This is a genomic window from Mesorhizobium sp. M7D.F.Ca.US.004.01.2.1, assembly GCF_003997785.1.
In the GTDB taxonomy this organism is placed as follows: domain Bacteria; phylum Pseudomonadota; class Alphaproteobacteria; order Rhizobiales; family Rhizobiaceae; genus Mesorhizobium; species Mesorhizobium loti.
Map to the genome: position 1 here is coordinate 1 of NZ_RZRQ01000079.1, position 21220 is coordinate 21220.

The window sequence follows — 21220 nt, forward strand, 5'->3', positions numbered from 1 at the left end:
GACCTCGACGTCGTCGTCGACCGCATCGTCGTGCGCGGCGATCTGGCAACGCGGCTTGCCGATTCCATCGAAACAGCGCTGAAGCTGGCCGAGGGACTGGCGGTCGCCGAATTTGCCGACAAGCCGCTGGATTCCAGCCAGACCGGCGAGGATTCGGTCAACAAGTCGAAGAACGAGACGCATGAGCGCATCCTGTTCTCGGAAAAGTTCGCTTGCCCGGTTTCCGGCTTCACCATTCCGGAAATCGAACCGCGCCTGTTCTCGTTCAACAACCCGTTCGGCGCCTGCCCGACCTGCGACGGCCTCGGCAGCCAGCGCGCCATCGACGGCAATCTGATCGTGCCGGACGAAAACATCTCGCTGCGCGACGGCGCCGTCAGCCCGTGGGCCAAGTCGACCTCGCCCTATTACGCGCAGACGCTGGAAGCGCTCGGCAAGGCTTATGGCTTCAAGCTCGGCGACAAGTTCAAGGATCTAACCACGGAAGCCCAGGAAGCAATCCTGCGCGGCACCGGCGAGCGCGAAATCACCTTCCAGTATGATGACGGCCTGCGCTCCTACAAGACGACAAAGACTTTCGAAGGCGTCATCCCCAATCTGGAGCGGCGCTGGAAAGAGACTGAATCCGCCTGGATGCGCGAGGAGATCGAGCGCTTCATGTCGGCCACGCCTTGCCCGGTCTGCAAGGGTTATCGGCTGAAGCCCGAGTCGCTGGCGGTGAAAATCGCCGGCAAGCACATCGGCGAAGTCACCGAGCTTTCCATCCGCAAGGCCGACCAGTGGTTCACCGACCTGCCGGCGTCACTCAACGACAAGCAGAACGAGATTGCGGTGCGGGTCTTGAAGGAGATCCGCGAGCGGCTGCGCTTTCTCAACGATGTCGGGCTCGACTATCTGACGCTGTCGCGCAATTCCGGCACGCTGTCGGGCGGCGAGAGCCAGCGCATCCGGCTGGCGTCGCAGATCGGCTCCGGCCTCACCGGCGTGCTCTATGTGCTGGACGAACCGTCGATCGGCCTGCACCAGCGCGACAATGCCCGCCTGCTGGATACGCTCAAGCACCTGCGCGATATCGGCAACACCGTGATCGTCGTCGAACATGATGAAGACGCCATCCTGCATGCCGACTATGTCGTCGACATGGGTCCGGCCGCCGGTATCCATGGCGGCGAGATCATCGCCCAGGGCACGCCGCAGCAGGTCATGGCCAATCCCAATTCGATCACCGGCAAATATCTGTCGGGCGCGCTCGAAGTGGCGACGCCTGGCGTGCGGCGCGAGGCGAAGAAGAACCGGCGCCTCAAGATCGTCGGCGCGCGCGGCAACAATCTGAAGAACGTCACCGCCGAAATCCCGCTCGGCACCTTCACAGCCGTGACCGGCGTGTCGGGCGGCGGCAAATCGACCTTCCTGATCGAGACGCTGTTCAAGGCGGCGTCGCGCCGCATCATGGGCTCGCGTGAGCATCCTGCCGACCACGACCGCATCGAAGGCCTCGAATTCCTGGACAAGGTCATCGACATCGACCAGTCGCCCATTGGCAGGACCCCGCGCAGCAACCCTGCCACCTATACCGGTGCCTTCACGCCGATCCGCGACTGGTTCGCCGGTCTGCCCGAAGCCAAGGCGCGCGGCTATCAGCCGGGCCGGTTCTCCTTCAACGTCAAGGGCGGCCGCTGCGAGGCCTGCCAGGGCGACGGCGTCATCAAGATCGAGATGCATTTCCTCCCCGACGTCTACGTCACTTGCGACGTGTGCCACGGCAAGCGCTACAACAGAGAGACGCTCGATGTCCTGTTCAAGGGCAAATCGATCGCCGACGTGCTCGACATGACGGTCGAGGAAGGCGTCGATTTCTTTGCCGCCGTGCCCGGCGTGCGCGACAAGCTCGACACGTTGAAGCAGGTCGGCCTCGGCTATATCCATATCGGCCAGCAGGCGACGACGCTGTCCGGCGGTGAGGCGCAGCGCATCAAGCTCGCCAAGGAACTGTCGCGCAAGGCGACCGGCAAGACGCTGTACATCCTGGACGAGCCGACCACCGGCCTGCATTTCCACGACGTCGCCAAGCTGTTGGAAGTGCTGCACGAACTGGTCGACCAGGGCAACACGGTGGTGGTCATCGAGCACAATCTCGAGGTGATCAAGACCGCCGACTGGGTGCTCGATCTCGGCCCCGAAGGCGGCGACGGCGGCGGCGAACTGGTCGCCTCCGGCACGCCGGAAGCCATTGTCCGCGAAAAGCGCAGCTACACCGGCCAGTTCCTCAAGGAACTGCTGGAGCGTCGCCCCGGAGGCAAGCGCGAAGCGGCGGAGTGACGATCGGACCGGTTGGCGCCTGGAGAGCTTTTGAATGACAATCAGAAGAGCGCTTGCCGGTGATCTCCAAACCGTCGTCTCGCTGACGCAAGCGGCCTATGCGCCGTACACCGCCCTGTTCGGCGCGCCGCCGATCCCGGTCACCGAGGACTATGCGCCACGCATCGAGGGTGGCGAAGTCTGGCTGCTCGAGGACGGCGGCGAGCTTGCCGGAGTGCTCACGCTGGAGCGGCATGACGACCACGGGATGATCTTCTCCGTCGCCGTCTCCCCTGACTTTCAAGGCAAAGGCTTCGGCATTGCGCTGCTGAAACACGCTGACGAACAGACGCGCCTGGGGGCCTGCCCGAGGTGCGGCTTTACACCAACGCCAGGATGGAGCGGAACATCGCACTCTATCTGGCCTACGGTTTCCACGAAACGGGTCGCCGGCCCAATCCCTACCGGCCAGGATGGGTGCTCGTCGACATGGCCAAAACCGTCGATGAGATCACCGCGGCCTGATCTTTTTCAGCATTTGGGAGGATGACAATGAGCACATCGGGAACAATCCGCGCCGGCATGGGCGGCTGGACCTTCGAGCCCTGGGATACGTCCTTCTATCCCGACAAGCTTTCCAAGGCCAAGCAGCTGAACTACGCCACTCGGCAGGTGCCGAGCATCGAGGTCAACGGCACCTATTATTCCAGCTTCAAGGAGCCGACCTTCGTCAAATGGGCCAGCGAGGCGCCGGACGGTTTCGTCTATGCGCTGAAGGGCAACCGCTTCGTCACCAACCGGCGCGTGCTCGGCGAGGCCGGCGAGTCGATGATGCGTTTCCTCGGCTCGGGCGTTGCCGCGCTCGGCGAAAAGCTCGGGCCGATCCTGTGGCAGTTCGCGCCGACGAAAAAGTTCGATCCGGACGATTTCGAAGCTTTCCTGAAACTGCTGCCGGAAAAGCAGGACGGCGTTGCGCTGCGCCACGCGGTCGAAGTGCGCAACGACAGTTTTATCGTGCCGGAATTCGCCGCGCTCGTGCGCAAGTACGAGGTCGCGATCGTCTATGCCGACCATGCCAAATATCCTGATATCGCCGACGTCACCGGCGATTTCATCTATGCCCGGCTGCAGACTGGCAGCGACGACAATCCCGACTGCTACACGCCGAAGGGCCTCGATGAATGGGCGGCGCGCGCCAAGACCTGGGCGGAAGGCAAGGTGCCTGCCGATCTCCGACGCGCCGATCCTTCGACCGAGGCGCCGGTCAAGCCACGCGACGTATTCGTCTACTTCATCACCGAGGGCAAGGTGCGCGCGCCGTTCGGTGCCATGGCGCTGATGAAGCGCGTGGCGGATTAGAGCAGCTAGCCTGCGGCGCTATCCTTCCGTTTAAGCGTCGAATTCCACACTCTCGGGTCCGGTCCGGCAACTCCTGTCGGAACCTGCAGGGCAGGTTGACCGTTTTTGCCTCACTAGCGGGCGACCGGGCGGGTGCCTCGCGTGGATGCGATAGGCTCGCTGCTCGCCAAGACCGGTTTTTCCCAGAGATGGCCAGGCGCGCCCAACCGGCGGAACGCTGGCATCAGGAGAACCGGAAGAAAGCGAGGAAAGATGGCGATCATCCTGATCGGGGCGTTGCTCACCATCGCCGGCGTTGTGTACATGGCGGTCGCCGTTCTCAGACGCGGGCGGCTCAGTGATCCAACGCCCGTAGCTTCAGACCGCCCGATGCCCAATCTCGCAACGTCCGGCCCGACGCTTGAGCCACGACGGCGCGGATTAGGCTTCCTCGGCCTATCACAGAATTGGCCGGGGCTGCTGATGATGGCTGTCGGCGTCATTCTGCTATTGTCGGGGGTGATCCTCTAACCCAATAAGCCAAGGATTCGCCGCCGTCGTAACCTTATCGATACCTCCTTGCTGCATGAATCCAGGCAGGCCAAGTCACAGATTTGGGGCAAGGAAACGAGGGGCATGTCGCTCGACTACACTTCACTTCTGCTGGCTGTCGGTTTTTCCGCCGCCTGCCTGAGCCTGACATTGTTCGGCATGTGGCTGACCGCTCGCTCGGAGAGGTTCCTGCTGACATGGGCGATCAGCCTGGTGTTCATGGTCGGCGATATTTTTATCTATGACGCCTATATCGACATGCCTGGGCGCCTGCTGGGCATCGCCACGCTGGCTTTCCTTCTGCTCGGTTTTTCGACAATGCTGGGCGCCGCCTACCAGTTCAGGACCGGCGGCTCGCCAATGCCGCGAATGGCGATTGCCAGCGCCATTTCGCTGGTTGTGACGTTGCCTCCCATGGCTCTTGGCTATGACGGGCTGGGCTTCATGTTCGAAAACGCCTTTGCCGCATTGCTTCTGTTCGCAACGGCGCTCGAATACTGGAAAGGCCGCGACGAAGCCCCTGCCCTCACGATCGGCATCACCGCGCTCTATTCGGCCACGGCCACGTCCTTCGCTCTGTGCGCCATGGTTCTTGCCTGGGATGGAAAGCTGATCCTCGGACATGCGCCCAGCAACTGGGCCGAGGAGCTGAGCCTCATCATCGTCATCGCCAGCATGACCGGGATTGGAGCCTTGTCGTTGGCGCTCAATCAGGGGCGTCTGGCCAGGCATCATCGCCACAATGCCCTGACCGACCCGCTGACAGGCCTGCTCAACCGCCGCGCCCTGTTCGACCTGCACGGTGATGCCCCGATCGGCGCCTTCACGGCGGTGGTCGTCTTCGACCTCGACAGCTTCAAGGCCATCAACGACGAATTCGGCCATGCCGCCGGCGATGAGGTGCTGAGGATGTTCGCCCAGGACCTCGCCGGCAATCTTCGCCCGGCCGACGTCGCCGCGCGCATGGGCGGCGAGGAATTCGCGCTGGTGCTGAAGCGGACCTTGCCCGAGACGGTGGAAGCCACCGCCGAGGCCATACGGGCAGCTTTCGCCGCACGTCGCATCGAAACCGAGACCGGTTTGCTGACATGCACGGTCAGTGCCGGATTTGCCCTCGGCACCAAGGAGGGTCTCAGCTTCGACAAGGTGCTCAGCGCCGCCGACAAGGCGCTCTATGCCGCCAAGCGCGGCGGCCGCAACCGCGTCACCGCCTCGGCATTCCGGCGCGCGGGTTAGACTGGTCAGCCTTCATATCTTACTGCCAACTATCCGTGACTTCCTGCATCGTCACTGCCTCGACCTGCTCACTGAACCGCGAACGATAAAGCTCCATCAGCGCATCATGCGTTTGATCCGCGGAGCTGCAGATGGCGTCGGTGACAAGAACGACGCGAAAGCCGCGATCGATGGCGCCCAGCACCGTGCAGCAGGGCGTCGAGATGCCCTTCGGTCCATGGCGAATAGACGTGCTTGTCGACGAGCTTGGCCGGCGGCACGAACCGTGCAAGTTGTGGCATGAGCTCGATCAGGCCCGGATCGATATGGGAAAGCGTCACCTCTGCCCACCGGCGATAGTAGCTCGCCCACATCCCCGGTCCCTCACCTGGCCGCTCGGCCGGGATAAAGCGGGTGAAAAGTGTTCGCTGCGGATGTCTGGCGACCAGTTCCTCTATGGCCGGCACCACTTTCTCGGCCCATGGTACCGCCCAAGGCCCGGCGGGTCCAAACAAGCGCTGCATGTCGACGCAGATATGCAGGCAATTTTCGCCAAGCCGTCCGTATACTAGCCCTTTAGCCGCCACAGCCGGTCTCCGTCGACTGCGCTGTACTGACCTGTCCGCCTGGCGGCTTCCGCCTCGGCCACGTCACCCTGTCATCCTTACAAAGTTGGGGGCCAGCCGAAGCCAGCCCCTGTTGATCCTCAATCCTGATGCTCAGGCATGGCCTTGAGCTGTTCTTTGGTCCAAGTGGTGACCGCATGAACGTCGCCGTTCTCGTCGCGCATGAAGTCCAGCTGGTTGGCCGGTACGGCAACCGGTTTTGCGCCGATGCCCAGGAAGCCGCCGACGTCGACGACGACCTCGCTGCCGTGCAAGTGAGAGACTGTACCGACCTTCTCATCCTCCGCACCGTAAATGGTCGCGCCGTCGAGTATGTCGGAGGTCAATTCATTGCTGGTAAGGCGTACGTGGTTGGTGTGATCCATAGCTGCATCTCCTGTTGGAACTGTTGCAACCTGCGACCGGACGAACGGTTCCGCGTGGATTGATACCGCGCGATAAAGTCTGACGGGCAGCACGTGCTGGAATTAGACGGGCAGCCAGCGAGAGTCGCAACCTCGATCCACTCAACGGCGAGCTGAAAAGGCCTTCACACCCATCTTGATGGCCTTGCGAGCTTCGGCGGCATTTTGCCAGCCTTTAAACTTGATGGTCTTGCCGGTTCCAAGCACCGAGGAGACAAAGAACTGCTCGATCTCACGCCGCAGGTCATCTGGAACGTGATCCGCCGCAACGGGCTCATCGGGAGCATCCTCCCTGTGCGGACAGAAGACATAGCGGTCGTTGCGCAGAACCTCACCGCCTTCGTCCTTCTGCTTGACGCGCAAGGCGCCTAGCAAGTTGCATTTGATCACGACTCCGGGAGCCGTGGCTGCCTGATGAATCACAAGCCCATCAAGAGGGTCGCCGTCTTCGCCTAGCGTCGAAGGAATGAAGCCCCAGTCATAGGGATACATCATGCCGACCGGCAAGGGACGGACATAGCCGAACATCTGCGTTCGCGGCTCGAAGGCCAGTTTCGCCGTCGCGCCACGTGGCGTTTCGACCACCACTCTGATGAGGCCCTTCGTGATTGTGGTCAGCTTCAGATAATTGGGCATCAAGATGCCTCTCGTTTTTGGTTGTGTGGCAGCGATGGAACTTCACAACGCGAAGAATGTTCCGAAAGGCAAAACCTGTCGGGAGAGCCCATGCATGACAAAAGCTTCGCTGCACCTTCTGAAGGGGATCGGTTATTTAATCTCGACCGGGAGTGTGATCCTGCTCGCCATCGTGAGTTGGTCGAGCGCTGCAAAAAGCCCAGTGCTTACCGCCTGTTTGATTGGCGGCGCAGCGCTGTCCATCGTCGGGATGTTCTGCCGTTGGCTGACCTACCAAATCGAGAAGCGCCGGCAGGACAACTAGATGAAGGGCATTTCGATATGTTGGAGCTCGGGGGCAGATAGTTAAGCCCGCGCGCAGAGCGATCAGCTATGCTGCGTCAGTGATGTAAACCGACTGCGATCTAAGCGAACCTATGCCGCCATGACGATTTCATTGAAGGCATCCAGGTCGACATAGAAGACCTTGGTGATCTCCTCGATCAGGTCGTCGTATTCGCAGCCCTGTGACCTCAAGATATTGATGGCAGCGATGATGTCGACGCGTTCGGTAAGCCGCCGCTTCTGGTAGTCCTCGACGTAACGTTCCATGGCTGTCCCTTAGCCTGTGTGCCCAAACGCGTTTGAACGACAGAGATCGCAGGAGGGAAGCTAGGAAGCTTTGCTTGCGTGAAACTTGCCCGGTGCTAGCCGCGCCCTCGATCTGCGATAACCAGACTGATACGGAAGCGGCCGACTCACAAAAGCCATGGGAAAGACTAGCACGCAGCTCATGGTGCGCTAGTGACGCAGATGGCTGGATCGGAGAAATATTAGACTTGCGAATGATTTCGGACCGTCGGCTGAAGTCCAACGACGATTCTAGACGGTCAGGAACTTCCTGACATCAGCACGGTCCAAATCTTCCGCCGGGCCGGTATGGACGATCAGACCCCGGTCCATGATGTTGACCTCGTCGGCGAGCTCTCGGCAGAAATCGAGATACTGTTCGACCAAAAGCACCGCGATGCCGGCCTGGTCGCGCAGATAGCGGATGGCGCGGCCGATATCCTTGATGATCGACGGCTGGATGCCTTCGGTCGGCTCGTCGAGCACCAGCAGCTTCGGCCGCATCACCAATGCCCTGCCGATGGCGAGCTGCTGCTGCTGCCCTCCGGAAAGGTCGCCGCCACGGCGGCCGAGCATTTGCTTCAGCACCGGGAACAATTCGAAGACATGCGCCGGAATGTTGCGGTCGGCCCGTTTCAGCGGCGCAAAGCCCGATTCCAGGTTCTCCCGCACGGTGAGCAGCGGAAAAATCTCCCTGCCCTGTGGCACGAATGCGATGCCCGACCGGGCGCGGTCATACGCCGCGCTCCGGTCGAGCGCCTTCCCCTCGAAGGCAACGCTTCCGCTCGTCAGCCGGTGGTGGCCGACGATCGATCTCATCAAACTGGTCTTGCCGACGCCGTTGCGGCCGAGCACGCAGGTGATCTTGCCGGCGCCGGCCTTCAGCGACACCCCGCGCAGCGCCTGGGCGGCGCCGTAGTGCAGCGTGGCATTGGAAACTTCGAGCATGTCAGCGCCTTCTCCAGAACCTGAGAAACGACAGATCGAAGCGATGGAATTGCACCCGCCAGACCATATTCATCTCCCCAGATAGACTTCGACGACGCGCTCGTCGGCCGACACGAAATCGAGCGTGCCTTCGCTAAGCACCGAGCCCTCATGCAGGCAGGTGACCTTGACGCCGAGCTCGCGCACGAAATGCATGTCGTGTTCGACGACGATGACCGAATGGTCGCGCGCGATGTCCTTGAGCAGGCGCGCGGTTTCCTCGGTCTCGGCGTCGGTCATGCCGGCGACCGGTTCGTCGACCAGAAGCAACTTCGGATCCTGCGCCAGCAGCATGCCGATCTCGAGCCACTGCTTTTGTCCATGGCTGAGATTGGCCGCCAATTCGTTACGCTTGTCGCCAAGCCGGATGATGCCGAGGATGTCGTCGATCTGTCGCGTCTCGGCGGCCGAGCGGCGATGAAACAGCGCCGGAAAGATCGAGCGCGGCCCCTTCAGCGCCAGCATCAGGTTTTCCTCGATCGTGTGGCTTTCGAACACAGTCGGCTTCTGGAACTTGCGGCCGATGCCCATCATGGCGATCTCGGCTTCGTCATGCTTGGTCAGATCGACCTGGCCGTCGAAGAACACCTCGCCCTCATCGGGCCGCGTCTTGCCGGTGACGATGTCCATCATCGTCGTCTTGCCGGCTCCGTTGGGGCCGATGATGGCGCGCATCTCGCCCTTGTCGAGCACCAGCGACAGATTGTTGATGGCGCGAAAACCATCGAAGGAAACCGAGACGCCGTCGAGATAGAGGATGGTGTTCGACTTTGACATGGCCGCTCACTCCGCCGGCTGCGGTTCGGGGCTGGATGCGGACCAGTCGCCGGGCTTTCTCGCCGCGCTGCGCACGATTTTCGCCGGCGGCTGGACGTCAGGGTCGGCGCCGGCTTCCTCGGCAATCGAAGCTGCTCGCAACGCTCTGGCGTTGCCGCGCCAGCTGTCCCACATGCCGATGATGCCCTTGGGCAGCAAAAGCGTGACGGCGACGAACAGCCCACCCAAGGCAAACAGCCAGAATTCCGGCAGCACGCCGGTGAACCAGGACTTGCCGGCATTGACCAGCAACGCACCGATGATCGGCCCGACGATGGTGCCGCGCCCGCCGACGGCCGCCCATACCACGACTTCAATCGAATTGGCCGGCTCGAATTCGCCGGGGTTGATGATGCCGACCTGCGGCACGTAGAGCGCGCCGGCGATGCCGGCCATGACGGCCGAGACGGTGAAGGCGAACAGTTTTACGTTCTCCGCCCGCCAGCCAAGGAAGCGCGTGCGGCTCTCGGCATCGCGTACCGCCATCAAGAGCTTGCCGTATTTGGAGCCGACGATCGCCCAGGTGACGAAGACGGCGACCGCGAGCGTGACCGCACTGGCGGCAAACAGCGCCGAACGCGTCGCGTCGGCCTGCACGTTGAAGCCCAGAATGTCCTTGAAATCGGTCAGGCCGTTGTTGCCGCCGAAACCCATGTCGTTGCGGAAAAAGGCGAGCAGCAGCGCATAGGTCATCGCCTGGGTGATGATCGAGAGATAAACGCCGGTGACGCGGCTGCGGAAGGCGAACCAGCCGAAGACGAAAGCCAGCAGGCCAGGCACCGCCAGCACCATGAGGCCGGCAAACCAGAAATGGTCGAAGCCATACCAGAACCACGGCAATTCCTTGTAGTTCAGGAACACCATGAAGTCGGGCAGGATCGGGTTGCCATAGACGCCGCGCGAGCCGATCTGGCGCATCAGATACATGCCCATCGCATAACCGCCGAGCGCGAAGAAGGCGCCGTGGCCGAGCGAGAGAATGCCGCAATAGCCCCAGACAAGATCGAGCGCCAAGGCGAGCAGCGCATAGCAGAGATATTTGCCGGTCAGCGCGACGATATAGGATGGCACATAGAAGGCGTTGGCCGGCGAAACAGCCAGGTTGAGCAGCGGCACGACGATGGCCGCCGCCAGCAGGATGAAGATCGTGATGGCGATGCGGCTGTCCGCGCCGGCAGCGAAGAAGCGTCCCGTGATCATGCTTCCACCGCCCTGCCCTTGAGCGCGAACAGGCCGCGCGGGCGCTTCTGGATGAACAGGATGATCAGCACCAGCACGACGATCTTGCCAAGCACCGCACCGGCATAGGGCTCGAGGAACTTGTTGACGATGCCGAGCGAGAAGGCGCCGACAAGCGTACCCCACAGATTGCCGACACCGCCGAAGACGACGACCATGAAGCTGTCGATGATGTAGCCGCGGCCGAGATTGGGCGAGACATTGTCGATCTGGCTAAGCGCGACACCGGCAATGCCGGCGATGCCGGAGCCGAGCGCGAAGGTCAGCGCGTCGACCCATGGCGTCCTGATGCCCATGGAGGCGGCCATGCGCCGGTTGGCGGTGACGGCGCGCATCTGCAGGCCCCAGGGCGTGCGCTTCATCACGTAGAGCAGGATGGCGAACACGGTGAGCGCGAAAACCAGGATCCATAGCCGGTTCCAGGTGATCGCAAGCTGCCCGACATTGAACGAGCCCGACATCCAGGAGGGGTTGCCGACCTCCTGGTTGGTCGGCCCGAAGATCGAGCGCACCGCTTGCTGCAGGATGAGCGAAACGCCCCATGTCGCCAGCAGTGTTTCCAGCGGCCGGCCATAAAGGAAGCGGATGACGCCGCGCTCGATGATCAGGCCAACCAGGGCCGAGACGAGGAAAGCGAGCGGCAGCGCGATGACCAGCGACCAGTCGAACAGGTTCGGAAAGGACGTACGGATCACTTGCTGGACGACGAAGGTCGTGTAGGCGCCGAGCATAACCATCTCGCCATGCGCCATGTTGATGACGCCCATGACGCCGAAGGTGATGGCAAGGCCGATCGCCGCCAGCAGCAGCACCGAGCCCAGCGAAATGCCGTACCAGATGTTCTGACCGGCATCCCAGAAGGCCAGCGTCGAATTGATGTTGGCGATCGCGGCCGTGGCAGCTTCCTTGACTGCGTCCGTGGAATTCGCCTCGACCGAAGTCAGCAGCGAAACCGCATCGCGGTCGCCCCGCGCCCCGATCAGCGCGATGGCAGCAAGCTTGTCGGCTTCAGGCTGATCGGAGACCAGCACGGAGGCGGCACGAGCCTGTTCGAGCAGAGCCTTGACGCTGGCCACGCTCTCGCTGGCGATTGCCGTGTCGAGCGGCCCGATGTTTGCCGCATCAGGGGTCTTGAACATGGTATCGGCGGCGGCAATACGCACGGCCGGGTCCTTGGCGCCAAGCGTCAGCGTGCCCAACGCATCGCGGATGACGCGGCGCAGCGTGTTGTTGACCTTGATCTTGGTGATGTCGTCCTTGGCGGCCTCGCCCGATGCCTCGCCGCTCAACGGGTTGGAAAGCTGGACGCTTTCGCCCGCTTCCTTGCCGGCAAACACCAGGGAATCGGCCTTGCGGACATAAAGGTTGCCGTCGGCGAGTGCCGCAAGCGGCCGTTCCACAGCCGGATCGCCGGTGGCCGCCAGTTCGTGGACGACGGCTCCGACCTCCGAAAAACCCTTGGCCGTCGCGAATTTGGCGATGATGCCGCGCAGATCGGCTTCGCTTGCGCCCGATGACGACAGCGTCGCCAGCAGGAACAACAGCGTCAGACCAATGGCGCGAAACAGGTTCATCGGCTCCAGGTGACCTTTGAAGAAGGTTGAATTGGGCGTCCGGACGGCGGAGGAAGCCGTCCGGACGCGCGCGGTCATGGGCATGGACCAAAGAGGTCCAGCCCGAGGGCATGGACCTGAAGGTCCAGCCCGGGGAGGATCAGTTTGTGCCCTTGCCGCCGCACTTGCCGGTGGCGACATTGAAGTTGCCGCAGGACAGAGGCGCGCGCCAATCGGAGATCAGGTCTTTGGAGTCAGGCAGATAGTCGGACCATTCGTCTCCCATCACCAAGCCAGGTGTGCGCGACACGGTTTCGAACTGGCCGTCGGCCTGGATTTCACCGATCAGCACCGGCTTGGTGATGTGGTGGTTCGGCATCATCGTCGAATAGCCGCCGGTCAGGTTCGGCACCGAGACACCGATCATGGCGTCGATGACCTTGTCCGGATCGGTGGTGCCGGCCTTCTCGACCGCCTTCACCCACATGTTGAAGCCGATATAGTGGGCTTCCATCGGGTCGTTGGTGGTGCGCTTGTCGTTCTTGATGAACTTGTGCCAGTCGGCTATGAACTTCTTGTTTTCGGGCGTGTCGACGCTCTCAAAGTAATTCCAGGCGGCGAGATGGCCAACCAGCGGCGCGGTGTCGAGACCGGCAAGCTCTTCCTCGCCGACCGAGAATGCCATGACCGGGATGTCCTCGGCCTTGATGCCCTGGTTGCCGAGTTCCTTGTAGAACGGCACGTTGGCGTCGCCGTTGACGGTCGAGACGACGGCGGTCTTCTTGCCGGCCGAACCGAACTTCTTGATCGCCGAAACCTCGGTCTGCCAGTCGGAGAAGCCGAACGGCGTGTAATTGACCATGATGTCTTCCGCCGCCACGCCCTTTGCCTTCAGATAGGCTTCGAGGATCTTGTTGGTGGTGCGCGGATAGACGTAGTCGGTGCCTTCCAGCACCCAGCGCTTCACCGAACCGCCATCCTCGCTCATGAGATAGTCGACGGCCGGGATGGCCTGCTGGTTCGGCGCCGCACCCGTGTAGAACACGTTGCGCTCGCTCTCCTCGCCCTCATACTGGACGGGATAGAACAGGATGTTGTCGAGTTCGGAGAACACCGGCAGAACCGACTTGCGCGACACCGAGGTCCAGCAGCCGAACACCGCCGCGACCTTGTCCTTGGAGATGAGCTCGCGCGCCTTTTCGGCAAACAGCGGCCAGTTGGAAGCCGGATCGACGACCACCGCCTCGAGCTTCTTGCCGAGCAGGCCGCCCTTGGCGTTCTGCTCGTCGATGAGCATCAGCATGGCGTCCTTCAGCGTCGTCTCCGAAATCGCCATGGTCCCCGACAGCGAATGGAGAATGCCGACCTTGATCGTGTCGTCGGCAGCCTTGGCGGGAGCGGACATCAACAGGCCGGCGGCAACCACGCTCGCCGAAAACATTTTTGTTATGGTCGAGAAATTACCCCTCATATTACAGACTCCCAAGCTGGTTGATTGCACCGCAACACTACAATGCAACCCCCATGCCAATCGCTTGGCGACACCAAATGGAGACCAATAAATCCAACATTATCAGCGGCTTGAAATATTAGGCTTACAAAAACAAAGAGAGCCGGTTAAAAATTGATTGAGAGAAATTTGCGCAGTGCACGCGACCGATGCCTAATTTTCGCCCACCTCTACTAGATGCCTAGATTTTGATCTTCGCAGGTGGATCACCGACGACCGATGTTGCGGCGCGGTGCAAAAATGGGGCAAGCTCGCTCCTCAAACGAGCGACGTCATGGCTTCAGGCATTTCACGCATCCTTATCGGCATACTGCTTCTGGCGGCAGCAACCGGGACCGCACGAGCCGATTTCAGCGATGGCAAGATGCCCGACGGTATCTATCACTGCGAGGTCTACCTGCTCGGCATGTTCCTCAGCCTCGGCGACATCACCATCAAGGGGAACGTCTACAGCGGCCCAATTTATACCGGCCTCGGCACCGCGCAGCAGGGGTACAACTATCAAATGGATGCAAACGGCGTGATCTCCTGGTTGGGACCGCTGGGCGGCTATACCGCCGGCGGCAACTCGCTGTCGCTGACCCAGGCAACGCTGGACGGCCAGAGCACGCCCTCCTTCGACATCATCATGAAGCAACCCGACGGCGCCTTCACCGCCTCGACCTGCACCAGGCAATGAGGCTGCAAGAAAAGGCGCGGAACCTTGTGGGCTCCGCGCCAGCAGGCAGTCGGGAGGATGTGACTAGATCGTCTTGGCCGACATCTGCGCGGCGATGTAGCCGGCCTGGCGGATCGCCAGCGACACGATCGTCAGGGTCGGGTTTTCGGCGGCTCCGGTCGTGAACTGGCTGCCATCCGACACGAACAGGTTCTTGATGTCGTGCGCCTGGCCGTGCTTGTTGACGACGCCGTCGGCCGCCTTCTCGCTCATCCGGTTGGTGCCGAGATTGTGGGTCGACGGATAGGGCGGCGTCGGGAAGGTGCGCGTGGCACCAACCGCAGCATAGAGCGCCGTGGCCTGCTTGTAGGCGTGGTTGCGCATCGCTGTGTCGTTCGGATGATCGTCGAAATGCACGTCGGCGATCGGCATCCCGTGCGCGTCCTTCTCGTCGGCATGCAGCGTGATGCGATTCTCCGCGCGCGGCATGTCCTCGCCGACAATCCACAGGCCGGCCATGTGGTCGTAGTGGTCGAGTGCGGTGGTGAACGAGCGGCCCCAGGCGCCGGGATCGAGGAAGGCCGCCATGAACGGCAGACCCAGTGACAGCGTCTCGAACTCGTAGCCGCCGACGAAACCACGTGACGGATCATGGCGCGCCTCGTCGCGGATGATGCCGGCCATGGTGGTGCCGCGATACATGTGCACCGGTTTGTCGAAGATGGCATAGACCGAGCCGGTGGTGTGGCGCATGTAGTTCTTGCCCACCTGCCCCGACGAGTTGGCAAGACCGTCAGGGAATTTGCCCGATGCCGAATTGAGCAGCAGCCTTGGGCTCTCGATCGAATTTCCCGCGACGGCGACGATGCGCGCCTTCTGCTCCTGGAGCTTGCCGTCCTTGTCGGCATAGACGACGCCGGTCACCTTTCCGCTAGCATCATGGTTGATCTTGATCGCCATGGCGTTCGGCCTGACTTCGAGATGGCCCGTCGCCTCGCCCTTGGGTATCTCGGTGTAGAGCGTCGACCATTTGGCGCCCCATTTGCAGCCCTGGAAGCAGAAGCCGGTCTGCTGGCAGGAATTACGATCGTCGCGCTCGACCGAATTGATCGCCATATTGCCGGTGTGGCATTCCTTGTAGCCGAGCTTGTCTGCGCCGGCCTTCAGCACCTTGAAATTGTTGTTGCCCGGCAGCCGCGGCCAGTCATTGGTGCCGGTGACGCCCATCTTGGCTTCGGCCTTGGCGTAGTAGGGTTCCATCTCGGCGAGCGTGATCGGCCAGTCGAGCAAATTGGCGCCTTCCAGTTTGCCGTAGGTCGACAGTGTCTTGAACTCATGCTCCTGGAAGCGCAGCGAGGCTCCGGCCCAATGCGTCGTCGAACCGCCGACCGACTTGACGATCCAGGCCGGCAGGTTCGGAAAATCCTTGGCCACACGCCAGTCACCGGAGGTGGTGCGCTTGTCCGTCCAGGCGAGCTGGGCGAACGAGCCCCACTCGTCATTGATGAAATCCTCATATTCGTGGCGCGCGCCGGCTTCCAGGATGACGACGTCGACACCCTTCTGGGCGAGTTCGTTGCCGAGCGTGCCGCCGCCGGCGCCCGAACCGATGATGACGACCACGCCGTCGTTGTTCAGATCAAATGAAGCTGCCATGGTTTCCTCCCATGATTTCTGTTTGCGGGTTCAGGAACGACGGGGCTCAGAGCCACTCTATGTCGTTGAAACCGCGCGCGATGTAGCCGCCCTTGGAATAGGACTCGCCCTCGTAACCGAAGATCGGCCACACCTCTTTCTGGTTGTAGAGGCTGACGACGAGGCCGCCACGGATGGCCTGGAAGAACGGCGTCGCCTCGATCTGCTTCAGCACGCCGACGCGCTGGTCCTCCCAGCCGAGGCCGCGGTAGCCGCCGTCACCGGACTTCTTGTCGAGGTCGGCGATGCCGTCTTCGATCATCGCCTTGTAGGCGGCGTCCTTGCCGGCCTGCTCGTCATGGCCTTTCACGGCAATGGCGTAATATTTGTCGGGAACCTGATCGTGCGGATAGATGTCGCGCGCCATCTGGATCAGCGTCGCCATGGTTTCGGGCTTGAGTGCCGATGTCTCGAGCCCCCATGCATGTTCGGGACTGATGACGGCACTGCCAGAGATGACGAGCAGCGCGCCGATGCCACCGCGTTTGAGAAGCTCGCGACGTGAAAGCCCGGGCTTCGCGTCATAGATCGTGACCATTTTATTCCTCCCTGCTTGCTATGTGCACTCTTGAAAGTGCCGTTGCTGGCGCTGCACCTGCCGGTGCGGTTGCTATGTCCCCTATTGGAAGCGACCTCCGCGTTGCAGAACTTCGATCTTGTAGCCGTCCGGATCCTCGATGAAGAAAAAGCGGGCGATCAGCGCCCCGTCGCGGTTGAACTCGACGATCTTCTTCGGGTTGAGGCCGAGCGCGCCGAGACGGTCATGTTCGCTGTCGAGATCGGCGACCGAGACCGCCAGGTGACCGTAGCCGTCGCCGAGCCCGTAGGGCCCCTGCCGATCCTTGTTCACGGTCAGTTCGAGTTCGAACCCTGTCTCGGCATTGCTGAGGTAAACAAGCGTGAATGTCTCGAAGTCCAGCCTGTCGCCGACATCGAGCCCGAAGGCATTTCTGTAGAAATCGACGGATCGGGCCTCGTCGAGAACCCGGATCATGGAATGGATCGCTTTTGCCAAATCAGTCTCCGTCCTAATGTGTGGAAACGATTATGGGCAGCGCGGAAAAAAGGTGGTGGCAGCCGGTTACCACGCTCAAGACCTTGAATTGCCCTGCTTCGGCGACGGGGACGAAAGTCCGATTGCCGTTCCGCCAATTTTGCCCGACAATGCATGTGGGGACAGGTTGAGCAGTGTCAGGCTGCACGCCCGTCCACCCAAGACCAACAATCATGGGAGGTTTGTCGGATGTGCAGGGTGTTTGCGGGCCAGGATCCCGAAGGCTATCGCCAGATCAACCGGTCGATTCGCATCGACGGCCACTCGACCAGCATCCAGCTTGAAGCGACATTCTGGGCTTTGCTGGACGAAATCGCCGAAAACCAGGGTTTGACGACGCCAAAATTCATCTCGAAGCTTTATGACGAAGCCATCGAGATCAACGGCGCCATTCCGAACTTCGCGTCGATGCTGCGCACCACCTGCGCGCTCTACCTGCGCGGCCACCGGCCGGGCATGGAAGAGCAGATGGTGCCGAAGCGCGAAGCCGCCTAGCTCTAACTGTTGACCGCGACCTCGAACGCCAGCCGGTCAAGGACCGGTCCCTGATTCATGCCTGATGGCACGACTCTGTTTCTATCGGTCCAGCATCCGGGCAGGTAGGTCGGATGCTTCGCGGGATCATAGCCCGACTTCCCAGGCAGCCATCGAGCTTCAACAACACAATCAGACCTGATTGGCAGTAGACGAACCCTCGCTAACGATTTTGTGATGTGGTTGACGAGGTCATTTTCATCTCGCAGTCTATCAACATTCGATCTGCGACTTAACCTAACTACCTTTGTCATGATTACTTGGGCGTCACTTCCCGAGCGCGTCCTCTTATTTTCGAGATTCCTAATATGGACCATCGCAATCCTGTTCGAATGAATCGGCGTCTTTTCCTGTCCTCAGTCGCAATATTTACCGCAACCGCGACATCGGCCGGTTTTGCGCGGTCGTTCTCGGGCACTCTGCCCTGGACGCCAATGGCATCCGATCCACCAACGCAGGTCGTGGCCGGTGGCTGGCATTTTTTCTCAGCCCAGGAAGCAGCCCTTGTCGAGGCGATCGTCGACCGCATCATTCCTGCCGACGAGCTCAGCATGGGCGGCAAGGAAGCCGGTTGCGCCGTCTATATCGACAGCCAGTTGATGGGGGCGTACGGAGCCTCGAGCCGGCTCTACACACAAGGGCCGTTTTTGCCCGGACTGCCCACGCAGGGCTATCAGGGCGAGGCCAATCCGGCGCAACGTTACCGCGCCGGGCTTGCGGCCATCGACGCCTTCCTGAAACAGCGGGATGGCAAGACGTTCGTCGAGCTTGCACGGGCCGAACAGGATGCCTTCCTGACGGCCATGGAGGCTGGGAAAGTCGACCTGCCGAATGGCGTCAAGGGTCCGGCGTTCTTCGGGCTGCTGCTGCAGAACACCATGGAAGGGTTCTTTGCCGATCCTGTCTATGGCGGCAACAAGGACATGGTGTCGTGGCGCATGCTCGGTTTTCCCGGTGCCCGCTACGACTACCGGGACCATGTCAGCAAACACAATCAGCCATACCCGCAGCCGCCTGTCTCGATTATCGGGCGTCCCGAATGGCTCGGGAAAGGCGCCTGATCATGACCAAGATACTGCCTCGCAAAGACGTCGTGATCGTCGGTCTCGGTTGGACGGGATCCATTCTTGCCCATGAATTGACCGATCAGGGCCTGGACGTGCTGGCCATCGAGCGTGGTCCCTGGCGCGACACGGCAACCGATTTCAACATCGGTTATGCGCAGGATGAGTTGCGCTACAGCGTGCGGCGCGACCTCTTCCTGCAGCCGACCGTGGAAACCATGACGGTGCGCAACGACCCGTCGCAGACGGCGCTGCCGATGCGCGATTTCGGCTCCTTTCTACCCGGCAACGGCGTCGGCGGCGCGGGTGTTCACTGGAACGGCCACACTTGGCGGTTCTGGGATTCCGACTTTCAGATAAAGACCAATCTGACTAAGAAATACGGCGCGTCGAGAATCGCCGATCTCCAGGTCGAGGACTGGGGCGTGACCGGCACGGAGATGGAGCCCTATTACGACCGCTTCGAATATCTGGCGGGAATCTCGGGCAAGGCCGGCAACATCAAGGGTGAGTTGCAGGAAGGCGGCAATCCGTTCGAGGACCCGAGGTCACGGGATTATCCGAACCCGCCTATGCAGATGACCTACGCGCCGACCCTGTTTGCCGAGGTCGGCCGGTCGATCGGACTGCACCCCTTCCCCACCCCATCCGCCAACATGTCACGCGCCTACGTCAACCCGCTCGGCATCGCCATGGGTCAATGCACCTATTGCGGGTTCTGCGAACGGTTTGGCTGCGCCAACTATTCCAAGTCGAGCGCCCAGACCACCATCCTTCCCGTGCTGATGAAGAAGTCCAATTTCGAAGTCCGGACCGACAGCGAGGTGCTGCATGTCGATCTGGCCCCCGGAGGCAAGTCGGCGCGCGGCGTGACCTATGTCGACACATCGGGTCAGGAATACTTCCAACCCGCCGATCTCGTGCTCCTGTGCGCCTACGGCCTGCACAATGCCCGGCTGATGATGCTGTCCGGCATCGGAAAGATCTACGACCCCACCAGCGGCGAAGGAACGGTCGGGCGCAACTACTGCTACCAGACCAATGCCGGCGTACAGGTGTTCTTCGACGACAAGAACTTCAATCCGTTCATCGCCGCGGGCGCGCTCGGCCAGACGATCGACGACTACAATGGTGATGCTTTCGATCATGGCGCCCTGGATTTCGTCGGCGGCGCGGGCATCAACTGCATACCGACCAACGGGCGTCCGATCGGAACCAGGCCGACCCTGCCCGGCACACCGAAATGGGGCAGCGCCTGGAAGAAGGCGACCGTCGAGGGCTACAAGAGCACGCTTGGCTACTCGTCACAGGGAAGCAGCTATGCGACGCGCAACAATTACCTCGATCTCGACCCGACCTACAAAGATCGTTTCGGCCGGCCGCTGATGCGCATGACGTTCGATTTTCCCGACAACGACATCCGGATGTCGAACTATCTATGCGACCGGATGGAGGAGATCGCCAAGGCGCTCGGTGGCAAGCAATACACCGTCAGCCGCCGCAAGAAGGGCTGGGACAGCGTCCCCTACCAGAGCACCCACAATACGGGCGGCGCCATCATGGGAACGGACCCCAGGAGAAGCGCGGTCAACACCTATCTCCAGAGCTGGGACGTCCCCAACGTCTTCGTCATCGGCGCTTCGGCCTTCCCGCAGAACGCCGGCAAGAACCCGACGGGAACAGTCGGCGCGCTCGCCTTCCGTGCCGCCGATGCCATTCGCAATCAATATCTGCGCAATCCGGGTGCACCCCTGGTGCAAGCATGAAGAAGCTCATTTTCACGCTCGCCATCGGCGCCTTGGCGCTCGCCATCGCTCCAGCATGGAGTGCCGACCAGGCGGACCAGATCATACGCGGACAGTATCAGGCCGTGCTCGGCGACTGCGCAGGCTGTCACACCCAGGCCGGGGGCAAACCGCTGGCTGGCGGCCTGCCGCTCGAAACGCCGTTCGGCGCGCTTGTGCCACCCAACATAACCCCCGACGGCGAGACGGGCATCGGCAATTGGTCGGAAGCCGATTTCCGTAACATGATGAAGTCCGGCATCGGCCACAATGGCGTGCGGCTTTACCCCGCAATGCCTTACCCCGCCTACACCAGGATGAACGATGGCGATCTCGCCGACCTGTGGGCCTATCTGACGTCAGTTGAACCGGTATCGAACAAGGTCGAGGCCAATCAGCTGCCGTTCCCGTTGAACATTCGGCTGGCGATGCTGGGCTGGAACGCCCTCAACTTCACCGAAGCAAGCTTTCAGCCGGATTCCTCCAAATCGGCGGAATGGAACCGCGGCGCCTATATCGTCCAGGGGTCCGGACACTGCGGCACCTGTCACACGCCCAAATCCTTTCTTGGAGCGGACAAAGATAGCGAATTCCTGCAAGGCGCCTCCCTGCAAGGCTGGTTTGCCCCTGACATCACCAACAATGCGC

At 61.5% G+C, this 21220-nt stretch carries 22 protein-coding genes and 1 pseudogene; 11 read left to right on the forward strand and 12 right to left on the reverse strand.

From position 1 onward, the window contains the following. From uvrA to EN993_RS13740, 5 genes and pseudogenes are all read left to right on the forward strand, one after another. On the forward strand, positions 1–2319 hold a 2319-nt coding region (gene uvrA, locus EN993_RS13720), incomplete at its 5' end, for an excinuclease ABC subunit UvrA (RefSeq protein ID WP_127263647.1). A gap of 34 nt (positions 2320–2353) precedes the next feature. Further along, a pseudogene (locus EN993_RS13725) lies at positions 2354–2823 on the forward strand (GNAT family N-acetyltransferase). A gap of 27 nt (positions 2824–2850) precedes the next feature. Further along, positions 2851–3657: a DUF72 domain-containing protein gene (locus EN993_RS13730; RefSeq protein ID WP_109669201.1), complete on the forward strand. Its 807-nt coding sequence runs from the start codon at positions 2851–2853 to the stop codon at positions 3655–3657. A gap of 252 nt (positions 3658–3909) precedes the next feature. Further along, complete coding sequence (locus EN993_RS13735; RefSeq protein ID WP_109669203.1) at positions 3910–4167, forward strand: hypothetical protein; 258 nt, start codon at positions 3910–3912, stop codon at positions 4165–4167. A 105-nt stretch (positions 4168–4272) separates the two neighbouring features. Beyond that, positions 4273–5424 (forward strand): GGDEF domain-containing protein, encoded by a 1152-nt coding sequence (locus tag EN993_RS13740; RefSeq protein ID WP_127263649.1) that lies wholly within the window; start codon positions 4273–4275, stop codon positions 5422–5424. Positions 5425–5528: 104 nt separating this feature from the next. Here the strand turns inward: EN993_RS13740 and EN993_RS13745 are convergent, their stop codons facing one another. The 3 genes from EN993_RS13745 to EN993_RS13755 all read right to left on the reverse strand — a co-directional run bounded on the left by EN993_RS13745 (position 5529) and on the right by EN993_RS13755 (position 7069). Beyond that, complete coding sequence (locus tag EN993_RS13745; RefSeq protein WP_348629899.1) at positions 5529–5870, reverse strand: hypothetical protein; 342 nt, start codon at positions 5868–5870, stop codon at positions 5529–5531. Positions 5871–6109: 239 nt separating this feature from the next. Beyond that, a complete protein-coding gene (locus EN993_RS13750) occupies positions 6110–6394 on the reverse strand; it encodes a PRC-barrel domain-containing protein (RefSeq protein ID WP_109669208.1) in 285 nt (94 codons plus the stop codon). A 141-nt stretch (positions 6395–6535) separates the two neighbouring features. Then, positions 6536–7069, reverse strand: a complete 534-nt coding sequence (locus EN993_RS13755; protein WP_127263651.1) for an inorganic diphosphatase — start codon at positions 7067–7069, stop codon at positions 6536–6538. Between the two features lie 94 nt (positions 7070–7163). Here EN993_RS13755 and EN993_RS13760 point away from each other — a divergent pair, with 94 nt between their 5' ends. Further along, positions 7164–7373 (forward strand): hypothetical protein, encoded by a 210-nt coding sequence (locus tag EN993_RS13760; RefSeq protein ID WP_127263653.1) that lies wholly within the window; start codon positions 7164–7166, stop codon positions 7371–7373. A gap of 110 nt (positions 7374–7483) precedes the next feature. On the opposite strand, the gene EN993_RS13765 is transcribed toward EN993_RS13760, so the two are convergent. The 6 genes from EN993_RS13765 to urtA all read right to left on the reverse strand — a co-directional run bounded on the left by EN993_RS13765 (position 7484) and on the right by urtA (position 13744). Then, positions 7484–7660, reverse strand: coding sequence for a hypothetical protein (locus EN993_RS13765; protein WP_081294751.1), 177 nt, complete (start codon positions 7658–7660; stop codon positions 7484–7486). 270 nt (positions 7661–7930) lie between these two features. Further along, positions 7931–8626 carry an urea ABC transporter ATP-binding subunit UrtE gene (urtE, locus tag EN993_RS13770; RefSeq protein WP_109669216.1) on the reverse strand — a complete coding sequence of 232 codons (696 nt, stop codon included), beginning with the start codon at positions 8624–8626 and terminating at the stop codon, positions 7931–7933. A gap of 69 nt (positions 8627–8695) precedes the next feature. Next, positions 8696–9442, reverse strand: coding sequence for an urea ABC transporter ATP-binding protein UrtD (gene urtD, locus EN993_RS13775; protein WP_127263655.1), 747 nt, complete (start codon positions 9440–9442; stop codon positions 8696–8698). A 6-nt stretch (positions 9443–9448) separates the two neighbouring features. Beyond that, complete coding sequence (gene urtC / locus EN993_RS13780; protein ID WP_127263657.1) at positions 9449–10681, reverse strand: urea ABC transporter permease subunit UrtC; 1233 nt, start codon at positions 10679–10681, stop codon at positions 9449–9451. After that, positions 10678–12294 carry an urea ABC transporter permease subunit UrtB gene (gene urtB, locus EN993_RS13785; protein ID WP_127263659.1) on the reverse strand — a complete coding sequence of 539 codons (1617 nt, stop codon included), beginning with the start codon at positions 12292–12294 and terminating at the stop codon, positions 10678–10680. The genes urtC and urtB overlap by 4 nt, the downstream gene beginning before the upstream one ends. A gap of 139 nt (positions 12295–12433) precedes the next feature. After that, positions 12434–13744 (reverse strand): urea ABC transporter substrate-binding protein, encoded by a 1311-nt coding sequence (gene urtA, locus EN993_RS13790; RefSeq protein WP_126069003.1) that lies wholly within the window; start codon positions 13742–13744, stop codon positions 12434–12436. 313 nt (positions 13745–14057) lie between these two features. Between urtA and EN993_RS13795 the strand changes: the two genes are divergently transcribed. Continuing rightward, positions 14058–14462: a hypothetical protein gene (locus tag EN993_RS13795; protein WP_109669227.1), complete on the forward strand. Its 405-nt coding sequence runs from the start codon at positions 14058–14060 to the stop codon at positions 14460–14462. Between the two features lie 63 nt (positions 14463–14525). Here EN993_RS13795 and EN993_RS13800 read toward each other — a convergent pair whose 3' ends face one another. The 3 genes from EN993_RS13800 to EN993_RS13810 all read right to left on the reverse strand — a co-directional run bounded on the left by EN993_RS13800 (position 14526) and on the right by EN993_RS13810 (position 17151). After that, positions 14526–16097 (reverse strand): GMC family oxidoreductase, encoded by a 1572-nt coding sequence (locus EN993_RS13800; protein ID WP_109669229.1) that lies wholly within the window; start codon positions 16095–16097, stop codon positions 14526–14528. Positions 16098–16143: 46 nt separating this feature from the next. After that, positions 16144–16674 (reverse strand): Twin-arginine translocation pathway signal, encoded by a 531-nt coding sequence (locus tag EN993_RS13805; RefSeq protein WP_109669231.1) that lies wholly within the window; start codon positions 16672–16674, stop codon positions 16144–16146. An 81-nt stretch (positions 16675–16755) separates the two neighbouring features. Further along, the gene (locus EN993_RS13810) at positions 16756–17151 is read right to left on the reverse strand and encodes a VOC family protein (RefSeq protein WP_109669234.1); all 396 of its coding nucleotides are present in this window, start codon (positions 17149–17151) and stop codon (positions 16756–16758) included. A 228-nt stretch (positions 17152–17379) separates the two neighbouring features. Here EN993_RS13810 and EN993_RS13815 point away from each other — a divergent pair, with 228 nt between their 5' ends. The 4 genes from EN993_RS13815 to EN993_RS13830 all read left to right on the forward strand — a co-directional run. Then, positions 17380–17685, forward strand: a complete 306-nt coding sequence (locus EN993_RS13815; RefSeq protein WP_109669237.1) for a ribbon-helix-helix domain-containing protein — start codon at positions 17380–17382, stop codon at positions 17683–17685. Between the two features lie 473 nt (positions 17686–18158). Then, positions 18159–18785 (forward strand): gluconate 2-dehydrogenase subunit 3 family protein, encoded by a 627-nt coding sequence (locus EN993_RS13820; RefSeq protein ID WP_245462839.1) that lies wholly within the window; start codon positions 18159–18161, stop codon positions 18783–18785. 2 nt (positions 18786–18787) lie between these two features. Further along, on the forward strand, positions 18788–20554 hold the full coding sequence (locus EN993_RS13825) for a GMC family oxidoreductase (protein WP_127263661.1): 1767 nt from the start codon (positions 18788–18790) through the stop codon (positions 20552–20554). Next, positions 20551–21220: cytochrome c (locus EN993_RS13830; protein WP_127263663.1), on the forward strand; the 670-nt coding region annotated here is incomplete at its 3' end. The genes EN993_RS13825 and EN993_RS13830, both read left to right, overlap by 4 nt.